This window comes from Micromonospora matsumotoense (genome assembly GCF_900091525.1).
GTDB lineage: Bacteria > Actinomycetota > Actinomycetes > Mycobacteriales > Micromonosporaceae > Micromonospora > Micromonospora matsumotoensis.
This window is the reverse complement of record NZ_FMCU01000035.1, coordinates 23,516-38,759: the sequence shown is the minus strand read 5'-3', so window position 1 is coordinate 38,759 and position 15,244 is coordinate 23,516. Positions and strand designations below refer to the sequence as shown.

The window sequence follows — 15,244 nt, the reverse complement described above, 5'->3', positions numbered from 1 at the left end:
ACCACCTACCCCACCCTCACCAAAACCTGGGTCGATGCCGGCTTCAAGAACCGTGTCGTCGAACACGGCGCCCACCTCGGCGTCGACGTCGAGATCGTCACCAAAGACCCACAGATCAAGGGCTTCAGCGTCGTCAAACGCCGATGGGTCGTCGAACGCACCATCGGCTGGCTCATGCACCACCGCCGACTCGTCCGCGACTACGAAACCCGACCCCACAACTCCGCCAGCATGATCACCCTCGCCATGATCGACAACCTCGCCAAACGCCTCACCACCGAAACCACCCCAACCTGGCGAGAACCCCCACAACCACAACACACACAAAATACGTGAATCAGACGTCCTCTAATACTGACCCGAGCCAGGTCGCGAGTAGGTACTGCAGTTGCCGCAGGACGGCGTACAGGCTCAGAGGGTGGTTCGGAAGCCTATTTCCGATGTGGGCCTGGTGAGCCCCGCTCGGCGGTTGCCTTCCGCTACTTACGCCGAGATGTCGGTAGAGCCAGGTGGTTCTCGGATCACTGCTTCACGTCTGGCTATTCGATGAGCCCGGATTGGTAGGCGAATACGACGAGCTGTGCTCGGTCGCGGGCGCTGAGCTTGACCATGGCGCGGCTGACGTGTGTGCGGGCGGTGGCGGTGCTAATGCGGAGTCGGGTGCCGATTTCGTCGTTGCTGAGGCCCTCCGCAGCGAGCACCATGGCTTCCCGTTCTCGTTCGGTGAGTGCGTTGAGCTGGGGGTGGGGTGTCTTCGTGCTTGGTCTGAGCGTGACGAACTCTCGAAGCAGCGTGCGGGTGACCGATGGTGACATGAGTGCACCGCCGTCGGCGACGGTGCGGATCGCGCGGAGGAGTTCCGCAGGCGTGGTGTCCTTGAGCAGGAATCCGCTTGCTCCGTTTCGCAGCGCGTCGAAGACGTACTGGTCGTGCTCGAAGGTGGTGAGCACGATGATGCGGGTGTTGGCAAGGTTGGAGTTGGTGGTGATTCTGCGGGTCGCTTCCAGCCCGTCGATGCCCGGCATGCGGATGTCCATCAGCACGATGTCCGGTTTGGTGCGGCTGGCCATCGCTACCGTGGCGAGGCCGTCGGCGGCTTCGCCGACGCAGGTAAGGTCGTCTTCGTTGGCGAGGAGGGTGCGTAGTCCGAGCCGGACGAGGTCCTGGTCATCGGCGATCAGGACGTTGATCATGTGCCGCCTCCGCTGGGGAGTCGTGCGCGCACCTCGAACCGTTGGGCCACTGGTCCGGCAACGAAGTCACCGCCCAATGCCTCCACTCGTGCCCGCATCCCGCTGATGCCAGTGCCGTCACCGTTGGTCGGCGTGCCGTCGACCGGGTTCGCAACCGTGATTGTGACATTGTCGGCGGCGTACTGGACGGTGACGTCGGCCTGCTCGCAGCGTCCGTGCCGTAGCACGTTGGTGAGTGATTCCTGAACGATGCGATAACCGGCCAGATCGACCGCCGGGGGAAGAGCGCCGGTACGCTCGCCTGTGGTGTGGACGCGCACCGTGACGCCCGCGTCGGCCATTCGCCGGCGTAGGTCGTCCAGGCGACTGAGGCTGGCGGTGGGGGCGCGGTCATCGCCGTCGACGTGCCGCACTGCGGCCAGTGTCGTGCGCAGTTCGTCGAGCGCCTGCTGGCTGGTCTTACTGATCGCCTCCAATGCCACCTTGGCCTGGTCGGGCTGGCGGGGCATGACGTGCAGGGCGATGTCGGCCTGCATCTTTATGGCGGCCAGGCCGTGCCCGACGACGTCGTGCACCTCTTGGGCGACACGGAGTCGCTCGTCGTCCAGCCGCTGCCGGATCGCCTCGGCCCGTGCCTGCTGGCCGGCTTGGTGCCGCAGGTGCAGGCCGTATCCCAGGACGCCCGGGACGGCCACCCACGCAGCAGCAGGCACCAGGCCCAGCCACCCCAGTGCGCGGTCGGAGGTGAGCAGGTGGGCTAGCAGCATCATCAACGTTGCCGCCGCGCACCAGGCGGCGGCCCGTAGTGGAGCATGCCTGGCGGCGCTGTACACCGCGATCATGAGCACCAGGATTATCGGACCGTAGGCGTAGCCCAGGGCGAGGTATCCACCGGTGCAGACCGCTGCGGTCATCAACGTCACGAGCGGCCGGCTTCGACGCCCCGACAGGCTGAGTGCTGCGATCACGACCAGGACGTAGCCCGGCAGGTGTAGCGGCACCGACGGGCGGCCGAGTTCGTCGGCCACCGCGCTGCCGGCGGCGGCGGACACTGCGAGCAGGGCGGCCAGGGCCAGGTCCGCTGCCGACGAACGGATCCACCTCATCGGGCGATCTTTGCAGGGCGAAGACCGTGCCGGGTACGCGATTCTGCGTACGATCGTCGACGCGATCGAGCCGACGCTGACGCCGTTGCGACGCGGCACGCTGCATCGGTGACCAATCGTGTGACGACCACAGGCAACGGTCGGACTGGCGGCGCCAGCAGCCGCATGCGGACAAGAACGCGACGAGCGGCCTGTCAAGTGGCCGTAGCCGATCCCATCCGGCATTTCGCCAGAGCCGGTCACCGTGAACGTCGAGCTGACCTGCGCCCGGCACGGCCCGCCGGAGAACCTCCGGGTCCACCTCGCCGGCTACGCCACTATCAACCGCGGCATCTGGTGCGTGAACTGGAACGCCGTGACCGTCGCCTTGGTGCACAAACACGTGACGATTGAATTCGACACCGTTGCGATCCGGACGCCCGACCGGCCTCGTAGCCGCTGCGGGTATGAGAAAACCCCACGACAGAGCAGCACGCGGGTGACCGAGCGCAGCCGCCTCGGCGCATGGCGCAGGCCTGCATCGTGCCGCGCCCGTAGTAGCGCAAATCTTCGAATCACTGGCTAGGAGGAAGCGATGGCTGGCAGCACGACGTCGACCACAAGCCGTGGGCTTACGATCTGGGGACTCGCGACGGGTGCCCTCGGTATCGCGATCCTGTGGGCATCAGGGGTCGAGTTCCCGTTCTACCCCCCACCGGGTCTACTGATCCTGGCGAGCGGCGCTACGCTCGTCGGTCTGGCCAAGCGGGCCTGGGCACCCGGAGTTGGCGCGTTCCTGGGCCTGTTCGTGATCGTGGGATTCGTCCTGTCCAGCGTGGTCAGCGGGGCCGGCACCGGCAACCTGACCGGCGATGCGGGAATCGGTGGGGTGATCGGCACCGTCATACAGCTCGGCGGTGTCGTCATCGCTCTCGTGGCCGGTTCGGTCGCGGTCAGACGGGAATACCAGGTCAAGCAGTGACCATGCCGCGTCCGCGAAGCGCGTGGCTGATGTTCATCGCCGCCATCATCATCAGTCTCGTCCTTGTCAATCCGTATCTCAGGCTCGACATCGACGGCAGTCGCCTCGACATGAGTGGGAATCTGCATTACGCCCTGCTCGTAGCGCACATCTTCACGGCCGCGGTTGCGATCGTCCTGGGCCCCCTGCAGTTCATGTCCAAGGTGCGGGCGCGCCGGACGCTGCATCGCACGATCGGCCGGGCCTACCTCCTCGCCGGGGTACTGCCTTCCGCGGTGACCGCGATCCCTGTCGCGTTGTGGTCCGGTCGCATCGTGACCCAGGTCGGCCTCGTCGTCGCGGCCGCTCTGTGGCTGGTCACCGGTGGGCTCGCCTACCGGGCCGCCCGCCGCCGTGACTTCATCGGTCACCGCGACTGGATGATGCGCAACTACGCGCTGACGTTCCTCGCCGTCACCTCGCGCATCCTCACCCCGCTGCTGCTTCTGGCTCAGCTCCCGTTTGTCGGCGACGGCGCCGGACCAGTCGCAGAACGCGTTCAATCCATGATCCCGGTCGGCCAGACCCTCGGCTGGATCGTCAACCTGGTCGTGGCGGAGACCCTCATCAGGCGCCGCTCGCGAGACAGCGGCCTGCACACCGGCGACGCCTGCCACTGACGATCGTCGACAACGTTGACGACGCAGCACAGCTACTACAACCTGCCAGCCCCGTCACTGGTGAGGCCATTCCTGGTCAGCGTCAGGGTGAGACGTCGAGTGGACACGGCCATCGGAAGATCGTGCTGCTGAACGACCACGACGGCAACGAGCAGCAGTTGAAGCAACTCGCCGAGACAGGCACCGCCACCGCTGCTCTCGTCGTCGTACTGGGAGAACGGCCGGACGGGCCGAACTGGCACCTCGACTCCACCGGCCACCTGCGCGACCCACACCACCCCGACATGCCTAGTCCACGGCTGTGCGTCCTGGACCAGACGGCAACCACCGACCTGCTCACCGTCATCGCCAGTCCCGACCCGGCACCACCCCACCCCGCCAGCGGACGCCCACCACTGCCCTACGCGGGACCACCAGAGCTGCCACTGCCACGACAGGTCACCCGGAACGAACCTCCACACCTGCCCACCACACCCCGGCAACGGCTTCATCTGCGCGTCCTGGGCGACCCGCAACTGCTCATCGACGGCGAACCCCTGACCATCCGCCGCAGCGCCGGCCTCCAAGTCCTCGTCTACCTCGCCATCCACCCCAACGGGGCCGACACCGCACAACTCACCGACGCCATCTGGCCAGGACTACCCCGCCACTCCCTCACCGGCCGCCTCTACACCGCCCTCAGCGACCTCCGCAGCACCATCCGAACCGCAAGCGACCTACCCGTCATCGACCACACCGACGACCGCTACCGCCTCAACCCCACACACATCGACGTCGACCTGTGGCAACTCCACACCACCATCCACCAGGCTGCCGCCACCCTCACCCACACCACCACTGCCTGGCAGACCGTCCTCGACGCCTACCCCGCCGACCTTGCCAACACCCGCACCTGGCCATGGCTCGACCCGCACCGCGAAGCGACCCGCCGCCGAGTCATCGACCTGTGCGCCGCCCTCGCCACCAAGGAACCCGACCCCACCGCTCTCTACAGTTGCTGCAGGACGGTATCCGCGTCGACCCGTACAACACCGACCTACACAGGCTCGCCAGCCGTGCCCGCATCGACCTCGGCTGCACTCAAGCAGCCGCCGAGCTGCAGCACCGCCACCAGCAGACCCTTCGACGTGCTCGATCGGCATACCGCCTCCGAGAGGATCAGCAATCGGAACCGCTGTGCCCGTCCGTATCCGGGAGCATCACCGAGTCGTCGGTTGGTGTGCTCGCTACAGCCGGCTACCCCGGCAGTGAAGTGATCTCGGCGGCAACCCTGGATCTGGGGCAGACCACCCCCACCAAAACGCATCCGCCGCCTAAAACTCACATACAGGGTTCAAGGAACGATGCGTTAGTCCATCCCCTTGCGGCCCGGGGTCCAGAACGGCTTGGTGATCACGTTGCGACGCGGCCAGTTCCGCTCCTCGACCAGGTGGCGGCGGATCAGCTGGATCGTCCGGGCTTCCCCGGCGAGGTAGGCGCGGCCGGGCTCGGCGGGCAGCTCCAGTCCGCGTACGGCTTCGACCAGCGTCTCGGAGGAAGCCGCGGACCGGCCGCGGCGGTAGCTCCACTCCAGGTCCCCGCCCGTCTTTGGGGCCAGGCGCTCGTGGTGGGAGTCGATCAGGTTCAGTCGCTCGTCCGGGGAGTCGATCTCGAACCGGCCAAAGACCCGGGCGTCGGCCGGCAGTGCCCGCAGCATCGGACCGTAGGCGGCTTGCGCGGTCTCCTCCCCGACGAAGAGGTGGTACGACGCCGGGGCGGTGACGAAGGTGCCTTGCGGTTTCATCAGCATCAGCTCGTCGCCGGGCCGGGTGGTGCGTGCCCACTGGGCGCCAGGGCCGTCCCCGTGGTCGAAGACGACCAGCTCCATGGTCTGGTCCTGGTAGCTCCACACCGTGTAGGTGCGCAGGGTGCCGACCAGCCAGTCGATGGCGGCCGGCCCCGGGGCGAGCTGCAGGCGTACATGCTGGCCGGGCAGCCAGTCGAGATCCGCCAGATCGGGCCCGGTCAGCGTGACCAGCCGTAGGCGGGGGCCCAGCGGCTCGACCGCGTGAACCTGGGCGGCGACCAGCAGGCGGTCGAGCAGACGACTCTTCACAATCGGTCCTCACAATCGAAGTCGAGCCTATTCCTTGCCGATAGACAAGGCACACCTTGCCGATCGGCAAGTTATATCCTGTGGCGGTGACCTCCGCCAACCCCACTCCCGAGCCGATGCGGGAGCGCATCGTGGATGTCGCCGTCGAACTGTTCGCCCGCCAGGGCTACCAGGGCACGTCGCTGCGGCACATCGCGGAGCGGCTCGGCGTCAGCAAAGCGGCGGTGTACCACCACTTCCACGCCAAGGACGACATCGCCCGCACGGTCATCGGCCGGGCCCTCGACGTACTCACCGAGGCGTCCGACCGGCTGGTGGTGGCCGGCACCGACCCGGGCGCCTGGCAGCGGGCCCTGCCGCAGATCATCGACATCGCCCTGCGGCACCGGCAGATGCTCGTGGTCCTCGAACGCAACGAGGACGTCTTCCACACGCTGTTCGCCAACGACCCCGAGGTCGGCACCCGGCTGGCGGCGCAGAACACGAAGCTGTCGGCGCTCTTCGCCGACCCGGCGCTCGACCCGCAGGTCAGGGTCCGGCTCGGCAGCACCCTGGGCGCGATCTTCGGCCCCCTGGTGATGCTGTCGGACCACTATCAGGACCTGCCAGCCGACCAGCTGCGCGAGCAACTGATGGAGGTCATCAGGGTACTGCTGGGCGACCTGCGACCTAGCTAGTCCTCGCAAAGGGCGAGTTCACCACCGACGAAGAGACTCAGTGACGTGATCTCCACAAGGACTCGCGCCCGGTAAGTGATGAAGCAGGCAACACACCCAAACGGGTGTTCAAGGACAAGACATGGGGTCCTCGGTAGACAGGTTCTTGCAACGGAAATTGATCTACCGGGCGCCCGCCCCGCCCTGGTGCACGCCGAACACGCTCATCGAGCGATCCGCGACCTCGCAACCACCGGCACCACCGCAGTTGCCCTGCGATGAGTGTCCCGATGTCGGGCCAGGGTGGCGGGCGGCGGCGCGTCTGCACCCCGGCGGCAAGCCAGCACCAGGGGGCGTCCCACGCCGCACCGCCGCGCATGCCAGCTATCGAGTAGGACCTTGACGTGCATCTACCCGTAGCGACATGGTCATACATGGTGGACACTGGTCCCAGATCGTTGGTCCATTGAATGTGGCCGGTCTTCGTGGCCGCGGGAGTGCCCTGCGACAACTCTAGCTACGGCCAGTCCCCGGCCGGACTGCCGCCGGCCCCGGCCCGCTTACTGGCCGGGGCGGTCGGCGGCGAATCCGAAGTCATTCGAGGTCGGTCGATGGATTGATAGACTCGTCTTGCGCGGAGAGGTGCGGGCGGATGAGCGAAGCGGGCGGGGCCGCGCAGCAGACGTTGGCATGGTTCGCCGGCGAACTCCGGCACCTCCGGCGGTCCTGCGGGGCCCCGTCGTTGAACACCCTGGTCACCATCTCGACATCGCAGGGGCAACCACTGGCCCGCTCGACGATCAGCGACAAGCTGAACGCCAGGTCGTTGCCCGACTGGTCCTTCGTTCTCGCCTTCGTCACGGCATGCCTGGCGCACGCCGACCGGGCCGGCGTCCGGCTGCCAGCCGAACTGACCGAGATGAGGCACTGGGATGCGAGACATTGGCGGCTACTGCGGATCGCTGACGACGCGCGTACCGAGGACCGGCTGCGGGCCGCCGCCCAGACCCAGCTCGGCCACCGCTGCGGCGGCGTCGCGCTGACCAGCCGACCCGAGCCGCCGGCACCTGGACCGTCGCCGACGAGGCAACGGGCCGGCGTCCTCGACGGTGTGACGCCTCGGCAGCTACCGACGGCCGTACCCCATCTCGTGGGTCGCCGGACGGCGCTCGCCGAACTGGACGACCTGCTCGCGCACCGGCACCGCTCGCCGGGCACCACGACGATCTGCCTGATCAGCGGTACGGCCGGGGTCGGCAAGACGAGCCTTGCGGTCAGCTGGGCGCACCAGGTCGCCCACCGCTTCCCCGACGGGCAGCTCTACGTCAACCTCCGAGGGTTCGACGCGACCGGGCCGACGGCGAGCCCGGCAGAGGTGCTCCGCGAGTTCCTCGAAGCTCTCGGGGTGCCGGCGCAGCGCGTCCCGGCGGGACAGGATGCCCGCTCCGGTCTGTTCCGTAGCGTACTGACCGGCCGGCGGGTGCTCGTACTGCTCGACAACGCAGGTGACGCCGACCAGGTCCGCCCCCTGCTGCCAGGTTCGCCGGAGTGTCTGGTGGTGGTCACGGGTCGTGGGCACCTGCCGGGGCTGGTGACCATCGAGGGAGCGAGTCCGCTCCTGCTCGATCCGCTGTCACGGCGCGACGCGCACGAGCTGTTGTCCCGACGACTCGGCACGGATCGGCTGGACAACGAGCCGGAGGCGGCCACCCGGATCGTCGACGCGGCAGCGGGGCTGCCACTCGCGCTGGCGATCGTGGCGGGGCGGGCGGCCGTCCAGCCGGGCCTCGGCCTCGGCCGGCTCGCGGACGAGCTGACCGGGTCCGCGGGCCTGGACCGGTTCAGCCACGGCGACGCCGTCACCGACGTCCGGACGGTGTTCTCCTGGTCGTACCAGAATCTGGACGCGACCTCGGCTCGGGCGTTCCGGCTTCTCGGACTGCATCCCGGGCCGGATGTCTCGGTGCCGGCGCTCGCGAGCCTGGTCGGCGTGCCGGTGGCGGAGGCGGGTCGGACCCTGGTGATACTCGCCGGTGCGAACCTGGTCTCCGAGCATCGCCCACAGCGGTACGTCCTGCACGACCTGTTGCACGCCTATGCGGCCGAGCTGGTCGCCGGACACGAACCCGCGCAGGAGCGCCGGCAGGCGCTCGGCCGGCTCATCGACTTCTATCTGCACACCGGGTACGCCGCAGATCTGCTCCTCTACGACCAGCGGGATCCGATCAGCCCCGCCCCGGCCAGGACGGGCACCGCGACGACCGTGCTCACCGACCGGGCGGCGGCCTGGCGCTGGCTCACCAGCGAGCACCGGGTACTCCTGGGCGTCATCGGCCTTGCCACGGACGCCGGGTTCGACACCCCCGCCTGGCAGCTCGCCTGGGCCGTCAACACGTACCTCGATCGGCTCGGGGCCTGGCAGGAGCAGTTGGTGGTCCAGGAGCGGGCGTTGCGCGCCGCGTCGCGGGTGGCCGACCGGGACGGGCAGGCCCGCGCCCACCGAAACCGGGCCGTGGCCTGCCTGCGGCTGGGCGACCATCGCCAGGCGCAGGTCCACCTGCGGCGGTCGCTGCGGCTCTACACGGACCTCGGCGATGCGATCGGCGGCGCTCGGGCCCACCTGAACCTGGGCATCCTGGCCGAGCGTCTGGGCCGGTACGCGCAGGCACTCCAGCACGCGCAGCAGGCACTCGACCTGTTCGCGGCAGCGGAGAACACCAACGGGAGGGCGAACGCGCTGAACAACATCGGCTGATACCACAGCCAGCTCGGCAACCACCATCAGGCGATCGACTACTGCACGCAGGCGCTGGTGCTGCAACGACAGGTCGGCAACCGGTACTGGCAGGCACACACCTGGGACAGTCTCGGCTACGCCCATCACCGGCTGGGGCAGCAGTCGGAGGCGATCCGCTGCTACCACCACGCGCTCGCGCTGTGGCGGGAGGCGGCCGAGCGCTACTACGAGGCGACGACGCTCACCCATCTCGGCGACAGCCATCGTGCTGCCGGTGCGCCGGGCCTCGCTCAGCGCGCCTGGCGTCGCGCGCTGGCAGTCCTGGAGCTGCTCGGACATCCAGACGCCGCACAGCTCCGGGACCGGCTGCACACCGCGCCCGAGGGGCTTCCCTGACCAGCGTGCCGACAAGTGCTCCCGGGGCGGGCGACGGGATGCCGTCGCCCGCCCCGGGAGCACCGGTCGCAGGGGTCAACGCCACTGCAGGAAGTTGTTGATGATCGGCAGCGTGACCCGGGTGACCATGTTGTTGGTGGCGCCGGGCCCGCTGCCGTACGGTCCACGGGTGAGGATCCCCAGCACCGTCGGGATCGGACAGACGCAGGACGGCGGCGGCGGGCACGGGCACGGAATCACCAGCGGTGGCCGCACCGGGCACCAGTCGTCCGGGTCGGGCGTGTAGAAGACGGGGCTGCCGGTAAGCCCGCTGACGAGGGGATGCCGGACGTAGAGAAAGCTCGCGTCCTCGGCCTGAACGACGTCGTCGCTCGCCCACTGCCCGGGCCGGTCGGCCGGATATCCCTGGGTCGTCGTGCAGGATCCGGTCACCGACCGGGTCGGGTATCCGAGGTTGAGCCAGCCGGTTCTGGCGCCGATCGCGCAGTTGAGCTGCGCCGCCCCGTAGTCGAAGGCCGCATCGTCGCCGCTGAACCAGTTCGCAGGGACGAAGAGCCGGAGCGCCGCGCACCCGCCGAAGGGCGCCGTCGTACCGTCGTGCCCGGGGTACGCGACGACATTCGTACGCCAGGTGCCGCCGCTGCCGCCGGAGTGCAGGCAGTGACCGGCCGTCGCCACCGTACGTTCACTGATCATGAATCCGGTGCACTGTCCGCCGGCGAACACCAGCCGCACGATGGTGCTGGCGGGAAACGTGGTGGTCGATCCGACCGGCACCCGGGTGTCGGGACCGATGATCGCCTTGGTACCGATGGCCGGAGCAAGCCTGCCGGCGGTGTCGGACCTCGGGGCCGGCGTGCTCACGGGTCGGTGCCCGGACTGGGCAGCATCGGCGCTGGCAGACCGGCCCCGAGTCGGCGCGGCATCCGCCGGCCCGACCGGAGGGGCTGCGGTCCCGACGGTTACGGCGGCAAGGACCACTACCGCCCAACTCTTTCCCAGCATGGCTCTCCTCTGATCGGACGGGGCTTCCCCGCACTCACGACGCCTACCTCGACCAGGCTGCGCGAAGACCGGACCGTCCGACCGGTTCCCGGACACCGGGAGCGGCCGCCGGACAGCTACCGGACGCCGCGGACCTCCGGCACGACGAGATCGCGGGCGCGCTGGGTCACCCAGGCGTCCAAGGTCGAAATGAGGTAGCGGGAGGCGCACGACCGAAGTCGCCGTAGCGACCGCATCGATGCCGGGTCCACTGTTCCGAGTTGGCGGGCGTTGATGACCACCGGGTCGCGCACACCGTGGGCCGGGCCGCTGAGACCGGCGACGGTCAGGACCGTGGTCGGCCGCAGCGTCTTCTGCTCCACGAGCATCGTGCCACATGCGCCGATCAGCCGATCAGTTCGTCGCCGTCCTGTCCAACGGACCACGCCCAGGTCGAACAAAGGGATCTCCGCAGTCCCGCCGCCGGCACCGCGATATCCGGAGGTCCACCTGTTCGGCCGCACCGGGGGCGAGCCGGAAGCGCTCAGGGGCCGAAGACGCCGTACCACCCCGGGGCGCGAGGATCGAGCGGCTTGCCGCCGGCGACGCCCATGGTGGCGACGACGCCGGCGGTGATGGTCGCGGCGGCGCAGGCCACATGCGCCCACCCTTCGGTGACCTTCCCGAGCCGAGCCCCGGCCCGGCAGCCCCGGTCACACGTCATGCAGGTACCGGCGAAGCTGGCAGCGACACCGGCGGACTGATTCGCGCGGCTGCTGGCTGCCTCCGCCCCGGCGTTTCCCGGCGGCGGTCTTGTCCGTGTCAACCCCTGGTCGCCACGCCAACACGAACACGCCGCAGGGAGAGGGGGCGACCCTCCCGATAGAACGATCAACGGAAGCGGACTCAGCTCGCCGCAGCGCCGACCTTGCATGGCTGGTACGTAGCATCCGGTCCGCTCGTTGTCGGTGACGTCGCCGATCCTCTCCTTCGCGGCGCCGGTCATGCTCGTCTACACCGCCGTTGTTGGTCCGGGCCTGGTGTGCGTCTTCACGTAACGTGACGTCTCAGACGTAGTGCAGGCGGTTCTCGATGTGCCATTCCGAACGCGCCCACCTGCCCAGGTCGGCGGGCCGGGCTTGGCCGGCGGGCAGCGAGGTCGTCAGGTACGCCGTCTCCCGGCTGGTCATGCCCTTGATCGTGCGGTGCGGATGATCCGGACGGCCTGCTCGGCGTGGGAAAAGCCCTTGCCCGACAGTGTGGCCGTCGGTTCGGCAGCCGAAGATACTGACCTCACTCCGCCCTCGACAACCGCCGCCGCCACCAAGCCAATCTTCGTCAAGCTGGCCACTGACCTACACCTTCGACACCAAGAAGGAAGCCCGAGCGGTATACGCCCGGATCAAGCACGAGACCGACCGCGGCACCTACGTACGCCCCGTCACCGTCAACCAGTTCCTCGACGAGTGGCTCAAGTCGGCCACTCGCGACGTGGAGAAGGCCACGGCAGCCAACTACCGAGACGCGCTCCCGCCGGTCCGCGCCCGCCTCGGCGACAGGGCGCTCCAAGAGGTCATCGAGGAAGACATCGAAGCCCTGATCGACTGGATGCTGACCGAGGGACGCAGACGCGGCGGTAAGCCCGGCACCGGCCTGGGCGTCCGATCAGTACGCCTGACTCTCGGCCGGCTCCGCACCGCCCTCAACGTCGCGGTACGCCGCCAACTCGTGGTGCGCAACCTCGCGGCGTTCGTGACCATCCCCCGGACCGCAGCCAAGGCCGCCCTCGAAGCACAGGCCGCCCGCAAACCGTGGACGCAAGAAGAGGTAAGAACCTTCCTGACCGGCATCACGGACGAACGCCTGCACGCCGTCTGCCTGCTGTCGCTGATGGGCCTGCGACCCGCCGAGGTATGCGGGCTGCGCTGGTCCGACATCGACTTCGAGGCCGGCACGATCGCCGCCGGCGACAACACCCGGACACTCGTCGACGGCGAGATCGAGGAGAAGGAGGCCAAGTCGGCGGCGGGCAGACGCGTCCTTCCGATGCCGGCCACGGTGATGAAAGCGCTGAAGGCGTTCCACACCCGGCAGAAGAAGGAGCACCTCCAGGCCGGCGACGCCTACCTCGCCAGCGGCTACGTCCTGGTCGACGAACTCGGCCGACCGCAGCGCACCGACTGGCTGCGCCGCCGGGTGTACGAACTGATGGCCAAGCTCGGGATGCGCAAGGTCCGGCCGTACGACGCCCGGCACGCCTGCCTGACGTACCTCGCCGGCGTCGGCGTACCCGACGTCGTGCTCGCCGCATGGGCCGGCCACGCGGACGGTGGCACGCTGGCCAAGCGGGTCTACGTCCACCCCGACAACAGCCACCTTAAGGTGGCCGCCGACCACCTCGAAACAGGACTGTTCCGGTGACGCCGGGACCGCAAATTTCAACAGTACGAGCGTACGTGATTAATTGTGAGACGGCACAGCCAAAGAGCCCTGATCCACGTAGGTGAATCAAGGCCCTGACCTGCTAGAACTCTGTCGGGACGGCCGGATTCGAACCGACGACCCCTTGACCCCCAGAGATCCAGCCGATCCACCGGCACCTGCCGGACGGTGCCGCAGCGTGACGAACGTGCAGGTCAATGGCCAGGTGACTGTCGGCCTCTGCCGGCCCGTCCCCGACCGTCCGTGAGACGGCTGTGAGAGATCCCGGCAGGTGAGGGCGCTGGGCAATAATGTACAGCGCCCTCAGGGGCTGGTCATAGTGGAGATCCCTCGCGCTCGCGCCGTGCTGACGTCGTTCAGCTTTGCAACGATCACCCCCGAGGAACCCTTCGAGCCTGCGGGTGGAGGGGAACGCCGCTGGTGCTCCTCGGCTGCCGCATCCCGTTTTTGTCATGAAAACATCAAGCTAGGCTAGTCGCGTGACGACCAGGCACCACGCCCAGCTGCGCATCGCGGCTGATCTCGCCATCCTGACCGTTCGCGAGGGCGCGCTGCACGCGCTCGTCATCACCCGAGGCAACGAGCCGTTCGCGGGCAAACCCGCCCTGCCTGGCGGTTTCGTCCGCACAGACGAGGATCTCGACGCCGCAGCGGTACGCGAGTTGCGTGAGGAGACCTGCCTCAACGGCGCCGATCTGCATCTTGAGCAGTTCGGGGTCTACGGCGAGCCGCACCGCGACCCCCGCGGCCGGGTGGTGAGCGTGGCGTACCTGGCCATCATGCCTAATCTGCCATGGCCGTCCGCCGGTTCGGACGCGAGCGGCGCCGCGTGGGTGGCGGTCGACCGAGCACAGGGAAACCTCGCCTTCGACCACGACCGCATCCTTTACGACGCCGTGGAGCGAGCCCGCCAGCGGCTGGAGTTGACGACCCTGGCGACGGCCTTCTGTCCGCCCGAGTTCACCATCGGCGACCTTCGCTCCGTCTACGAGGTCGTCTGGGGTGAGACGTTGGATCCGCGCAACTTCAGTCGCAAGGTGATCAATACGGAGGGCTTCATCGAGCCCACCGGCAGAAAGCGCGTCCCTGCCACCGGCCGGCCGGCCGCACTCTATCGTGCCGGTAACGTCGCCACGCTCAACCCGCCAATCCTTCGCCCCAGCACCGACTCCTAGTTATTGTCGAAACGACACTAACCCGGTAGGCTCAGTGCACTGGTGTCACTGGCCGTTCCCGAGGTGGTGCAGGATGACTCGCGTACGTCAGCTTGATTTGGTAATCACTATCGCCGTGGCCATCGCCGTCGGTCTTCTCGGGGCTCTCGGCGTGGTCGGGCCGGCCGTGACCGGCGGGGCGACACTCACCACGCTGGGCCTACTCGCGGTCAGCTCCCTGCTGGGCCGATCGGCGCTGACTGGGCTCACCCGGTCCGTCAAGCAGCTCGGCTGGGAGATCGGCGACCGGGCCAGCGCAGACCGCCTTCTGGGTCCGTCGACCTCCGGGGTGGACCTCGACCTCCGCTCGGCCGCCGACATCCAGATGACGGGAGTCACCCTCGCGCGGACCCTCCGCAACCACTACGCCACGTTGCAACTGCGGCTGGAGGCGGGCGCCACCGTACGCATCGCCCTCATCGCGCCGCACGGGGCCAACCTTGCCGAAGCGGCCCGGCGCAGTACCGTCGCGAGCAACCCCGCGATGTTCGAGCACCGGCTACGCGCCACCCTCGACCTGCTCGAGGCTCTGGCCGAGAGGACGGCGACCGGCACTGGCCGCTTGGAGGTTCGCCTTCTGGACTTCGTCCCGGCATTCGGCCTGATAGCCATCGACCCGAAGGCCTCGAACGGCCAGGCCCGGGTCGACATCTACTCCCACCGGTGCGGCACCCCCGAGCCGACGCTATCCCTGCACGCGGACCGCGACCCCCGCTGGTTTGCCCACTTCGTCGCCGACTTCGAGCGAATCTGGACGACCGGCAAACCCTACGAGTACGCCCGCAGGTAAGGCGGGTTTCA

18 protein-coding genes are annotated in these 15,244 nt (G+C 68.4%); 11 read left to right on the top strand and 7 right to left on the bottom strand.

Annotated features, from left to right (window positions below):
• The coding region (locus tag GA0070216_RS32690) for a transposase (protein ID WP_141723280.1) at positions 1–336 on the top strand (336 nt) is incomplete at its 5' end.
• 203 nt (positions 337–539) lie between these two features.
• Here the strand turns inward: GA0070216_RS32690 and GA0070216_RS32685 are convergent.
• Both GA0070216_RS32685 and GA0070216_RS32680 read right to left on the bottom strand, forming a co-directional pair.
• Positions 540–1,193, bottom strand: a complete 654-nt coding sequence (locus GA0070216_RS32685; RefSeq protein ID WP_091254501.1) for a response regulator transcription factor — start codon at positions 1,191–1,193, stop codon at positions 540–542.
• Positions 1,190–2,398: a sensor histidine kinase gene (locus tag GA0070216_RS32680; protein WP_245722884.1), complete on the bottom strand. Its 1,209-nt coding sequence runs from the start codon at positions 2,396–2,398 to the stop codon at positions 1,190–1,192. The genes GA0070216_RS32685 and GA0070216_RS32680 overlap by 4 nt, the downstream gene beginning before the upstream one ends.
• A 145-nt stretch (positions 2,399–2,543) precedes the next feature.
• Here GA0070216_RS32680 and GA0070216_RS34225 point away from each other — a divergent pair, with 145 nt between their 5' ends.
• The 4 genes from GA0070216_RS34225 to GA0070216_RS32665 all read left to right on the top strand — a co-directional run bounded on the left by GA0070216_RS34225 (position 2,544) and on the right by GA0070216_RS32665 (position 5,175).
• Positions 2,544–2,864 (top strand): hypothetical protein, encoded by a 321-nt coding sequence (locus GA0070216_RS34225; RefSeq protein WP_141723279.1) that lies wholly within the window; start codon positions 2,544–2,546, stop codon positions 2,862–2,864.
• Between the two features lie 9 nt (positions 2,865–2,873).
• Positions 2,874–3,260, top strand: coding sequence for a hypothetical protein (locus GA0070216_RS32675; protein ID WP_091254495.1), 387 nt, complete (start codon positions 2,874–2,876; stop codon positions 3,258–3,260).
• Between the two features lie 2 nt (positions 3,261–3,262).
• Positions 3,263–3,919, top strand: a complete 657-nt coding sequence (locus tag GA0070216_RS32670; protein WP_091254504.1) for a DUF2306 domain-containing protein — start codon at positions 3,263–3,265, stop codon at positions 3,917–3,919.
• 122 nt (positions 3,920–4,041) lie between these two features.
• Positions 4,042–5,175 (top strand): AfsR/SARP family transcriptional regulator, encoded by a 1,134-nt coding sequence (locus tag GA0070216_RS32665; RefSeq protein ID WP_091254491.1) that lies wholly within the window; start codon positions 4,042–4,044, stop codon positions 5,173–5,175.
• Between the two features lie 92 nt (positions 5,176–5,267).
• Here the strand turns inward: GA0070216_RS32665 and GA0070216_RS32660 are convergent, their stop codons facing one another.
• Positions 5,268–6,014, bottom strand: a complete 747-nt coding sequence (locus tag GA0070216_RS32660; protein ID WP_218108353.1) for a siderophore-interacting protein — start codon at positions 6,012–6,014, stop codon at positions 5,268–5,270.
• A gap of 116 nt (positions 6,015–6,130) precedes the next feature.
• Between GA0070216_RS32660 and GA0070216_RS32655 the strand changes: the two genes are divergently transcribed.
• From GA0070216_RS32655 to GA0070216_RS35955, 3 genes are all read left to right on the top strand, one after another.
• Positions 6,131–6,691, top strand: a complete 561-nt coding sequence (locus tag GA0070216_RS32655) for a TetR/AcrR family transcriptional regulator (protein WP_218108355.1) — start codon at positions 6,131–6,133, stop codon at positions 6,689–6,691.
• 631 nt (positions 6,692–7,322) lie between these two features.
• Complete coding sequence (locus tag GA0070216_RS32650) at positions 7,323–9,425, top strand: tetratricopeptide repeat protein (protein WP_245722883.1); 2,103 nt, start codon at positions 7,323–7,325, stop codon at positions 9,423–9,425.
• A gap of 57 nt (positions 9,426–9,482) precedes the next feature.
• Complete coding sequence (locus GA0070216_RS35955; RefSeq protein WP_245722882.1) at positions 9,483–9,803, top strand: tetratricopeptide repeat protein; 321 nt, start codon at positions 9,483–9,485, stop codon at positions 9,801–9,803.
• 75 nt (positions 9,804–9,878) lie between these two features.
• Here the strand turns inward: GA0070216_RS35955 and GA0070216_RS32645 are convergent, their stop codons facing one another.
• The 4 genes from GA0070216_RS32645 to GA0070216_RS36320 all read right to left on the bottom strand — a co-directional run bounded on the left by GA0070216_RS32645 (position 9,879) and on the right by GA0070216_RS36320 (position 11,977).
• Positions 9,879–10,667: a trypsin-like serine peptidase gene (locus GA0070216_RS32645; protein WP_245722881.1), complete on the bottom strand. Its 789-nt coding sequence runs from the start codon at positions 10,665–10,667 to the stop codon at positions 9,879–9,881.
• 257 nt (positions 10,668–10,924) lie between these two features.
• Positions 10,925–11,176 carry a hypothetical protein gene (locus GA0070216_RS32640; RefSeq protein ID WP_091254478.1) on the bottom strand — a complete coding sequence of 84 codons (252 nt, stop codon included), beginning with the start codon at positions 11,174–11,176 and terminating at the stop codon, positions 10,925–10,927.
• A 155-nt stretch (positions 11,177–11,331) separates the two neighbouring features.
• Positions 11,332–11,511, bottom strand: coding sequence for a hypothetical protein (locus GA0070216_RS34220; protein ID WP_141723277.1), 180 nt, complete (start codon positions 11,509–11,511; stop codon positions 11,332–11,334).
• A gap of 343 nt (positions 11,512–11,854) precedes the next feature.
• Positions 11,855–11,977, bottom strand: coding sequence for a hypothetical protein (locus GA0070216_RS36320; protein ID WP_281190487.1), 123 nt, complete (start codon positions 11,975–11,977; stop codon positions 11,855–11,857).
• A 301-nt stretch (positions 11,978–12,278) separates the two neighbouring features.
• On the opposite strand from GA0070216_RS36320, the gene GA0070216_RS32635 reads away from it, so the two are divergent.
• The 3 genes from GA0070216_RS32635 (at position 12,279) to GA0070216_RS32625 (ending at position 15,233) form a co-directional block, all read left to right on the top strand.
• Positions 12,279–13,208 carry a tyrosine-type recombinase/integrase gene (locus GA0070216_RS32635; protein ID WP_218108352.1) on the top strand — a complete coding sequence of 310 codons (930 nt, stop codon included), beginning with the start codon at positions 12,279–12,281 and terminating at the stop codon, positions 13,206–13,208.
• A gap of 500 nt (positions 13,209–13,708) precedes the next feature.
• A complete protein-coding gene (locus tag GA0070216_RS32630) occupies positions 13,709–14,404 on the top strand; it encodes an NUDIX hydrolase (RefSeq protein WP_091254473.1) in 696 nt (231 codons plus the stop codon).
• A 73-nt stretch (positions 14,405–14,477) separates the two neighbouring features.
• Positions 14,478–15,233: a hypothetical protein gene (locus GA0070216_RS32625; RefSeq protein WP_091254470.1), complete on the top strand. Its 756-nt coding sequence runs from the start codon at positions 14,478–14,480 to the stop codon at positions 15,231–15,233.
• Positions 15,234–15,244: the final 11 nt, after the last annotated feature.

Coding starts and splice junctions, on each gene's coding strand:
- GA0070216_RS32655 (WP_218108355.1), top strand. CDS start 6,131: ATGCGGGAGCGCATCGTGGATGTCGCCGTCGAACTGTTCGCCCGCCAG.
- GA0070216_RS32670 (WP_091254504.1), top strand. CDS start 3,263: ATGCCGCGTCCGCGAAGCGCGTGGCTGATGTTCATCGCCGCCATCATC.
- GA0070216_RS32650 (WP_245722883.1), top strand. CDS start 7,323: ATGAGCGAAGCGGGCGGGGCCGCGCAGCAGACGTTGGCATGGTTCGCC.
- GA0070216_RS32640 (WP_091254478.1), bottom strand. CDS start 11,176: ATGCTCGTGGAGCAGAAGACGCTGCGGCCGACCACGGTCCTGACCGTC.
- GA0070216_RS32625 (WP_091254470.1), top strand. CDS start 14,478: ATGACTCGCGTACGTCAGCTTGATTTGGTAATCACTATCGCCGTGGCC.
- GA0070216_RS32675 (WP_091254495.1), top strand. CDS start 2,874: ATGGCTGGCAGCACGACGTCGACCACAAGCCGTGGGCTTACGATCTGG.
- GA0070216_RS32685 (WP_091254501.1), bottom strand. CDS start 1,193: ATGATCAACGTCCTGATCGCCGATGACCAGGACCTCGTCCGGCTCGGA.
- GA0070216_RS36320 (WP_281190487.1), bottom strand. CDS start 11,977: ATGACCAGCCGGGAGACGGCGTACCTGACGACCTCGCTGCCCGCCGGC.
- GA0070216_RS34220 (WP_141723277.1), bottom strand. CDS start 11,511: ATGACGTGTGACCGGGGCTGCCGGGCCGGGGCTCGGCTCGGGAAGGTC.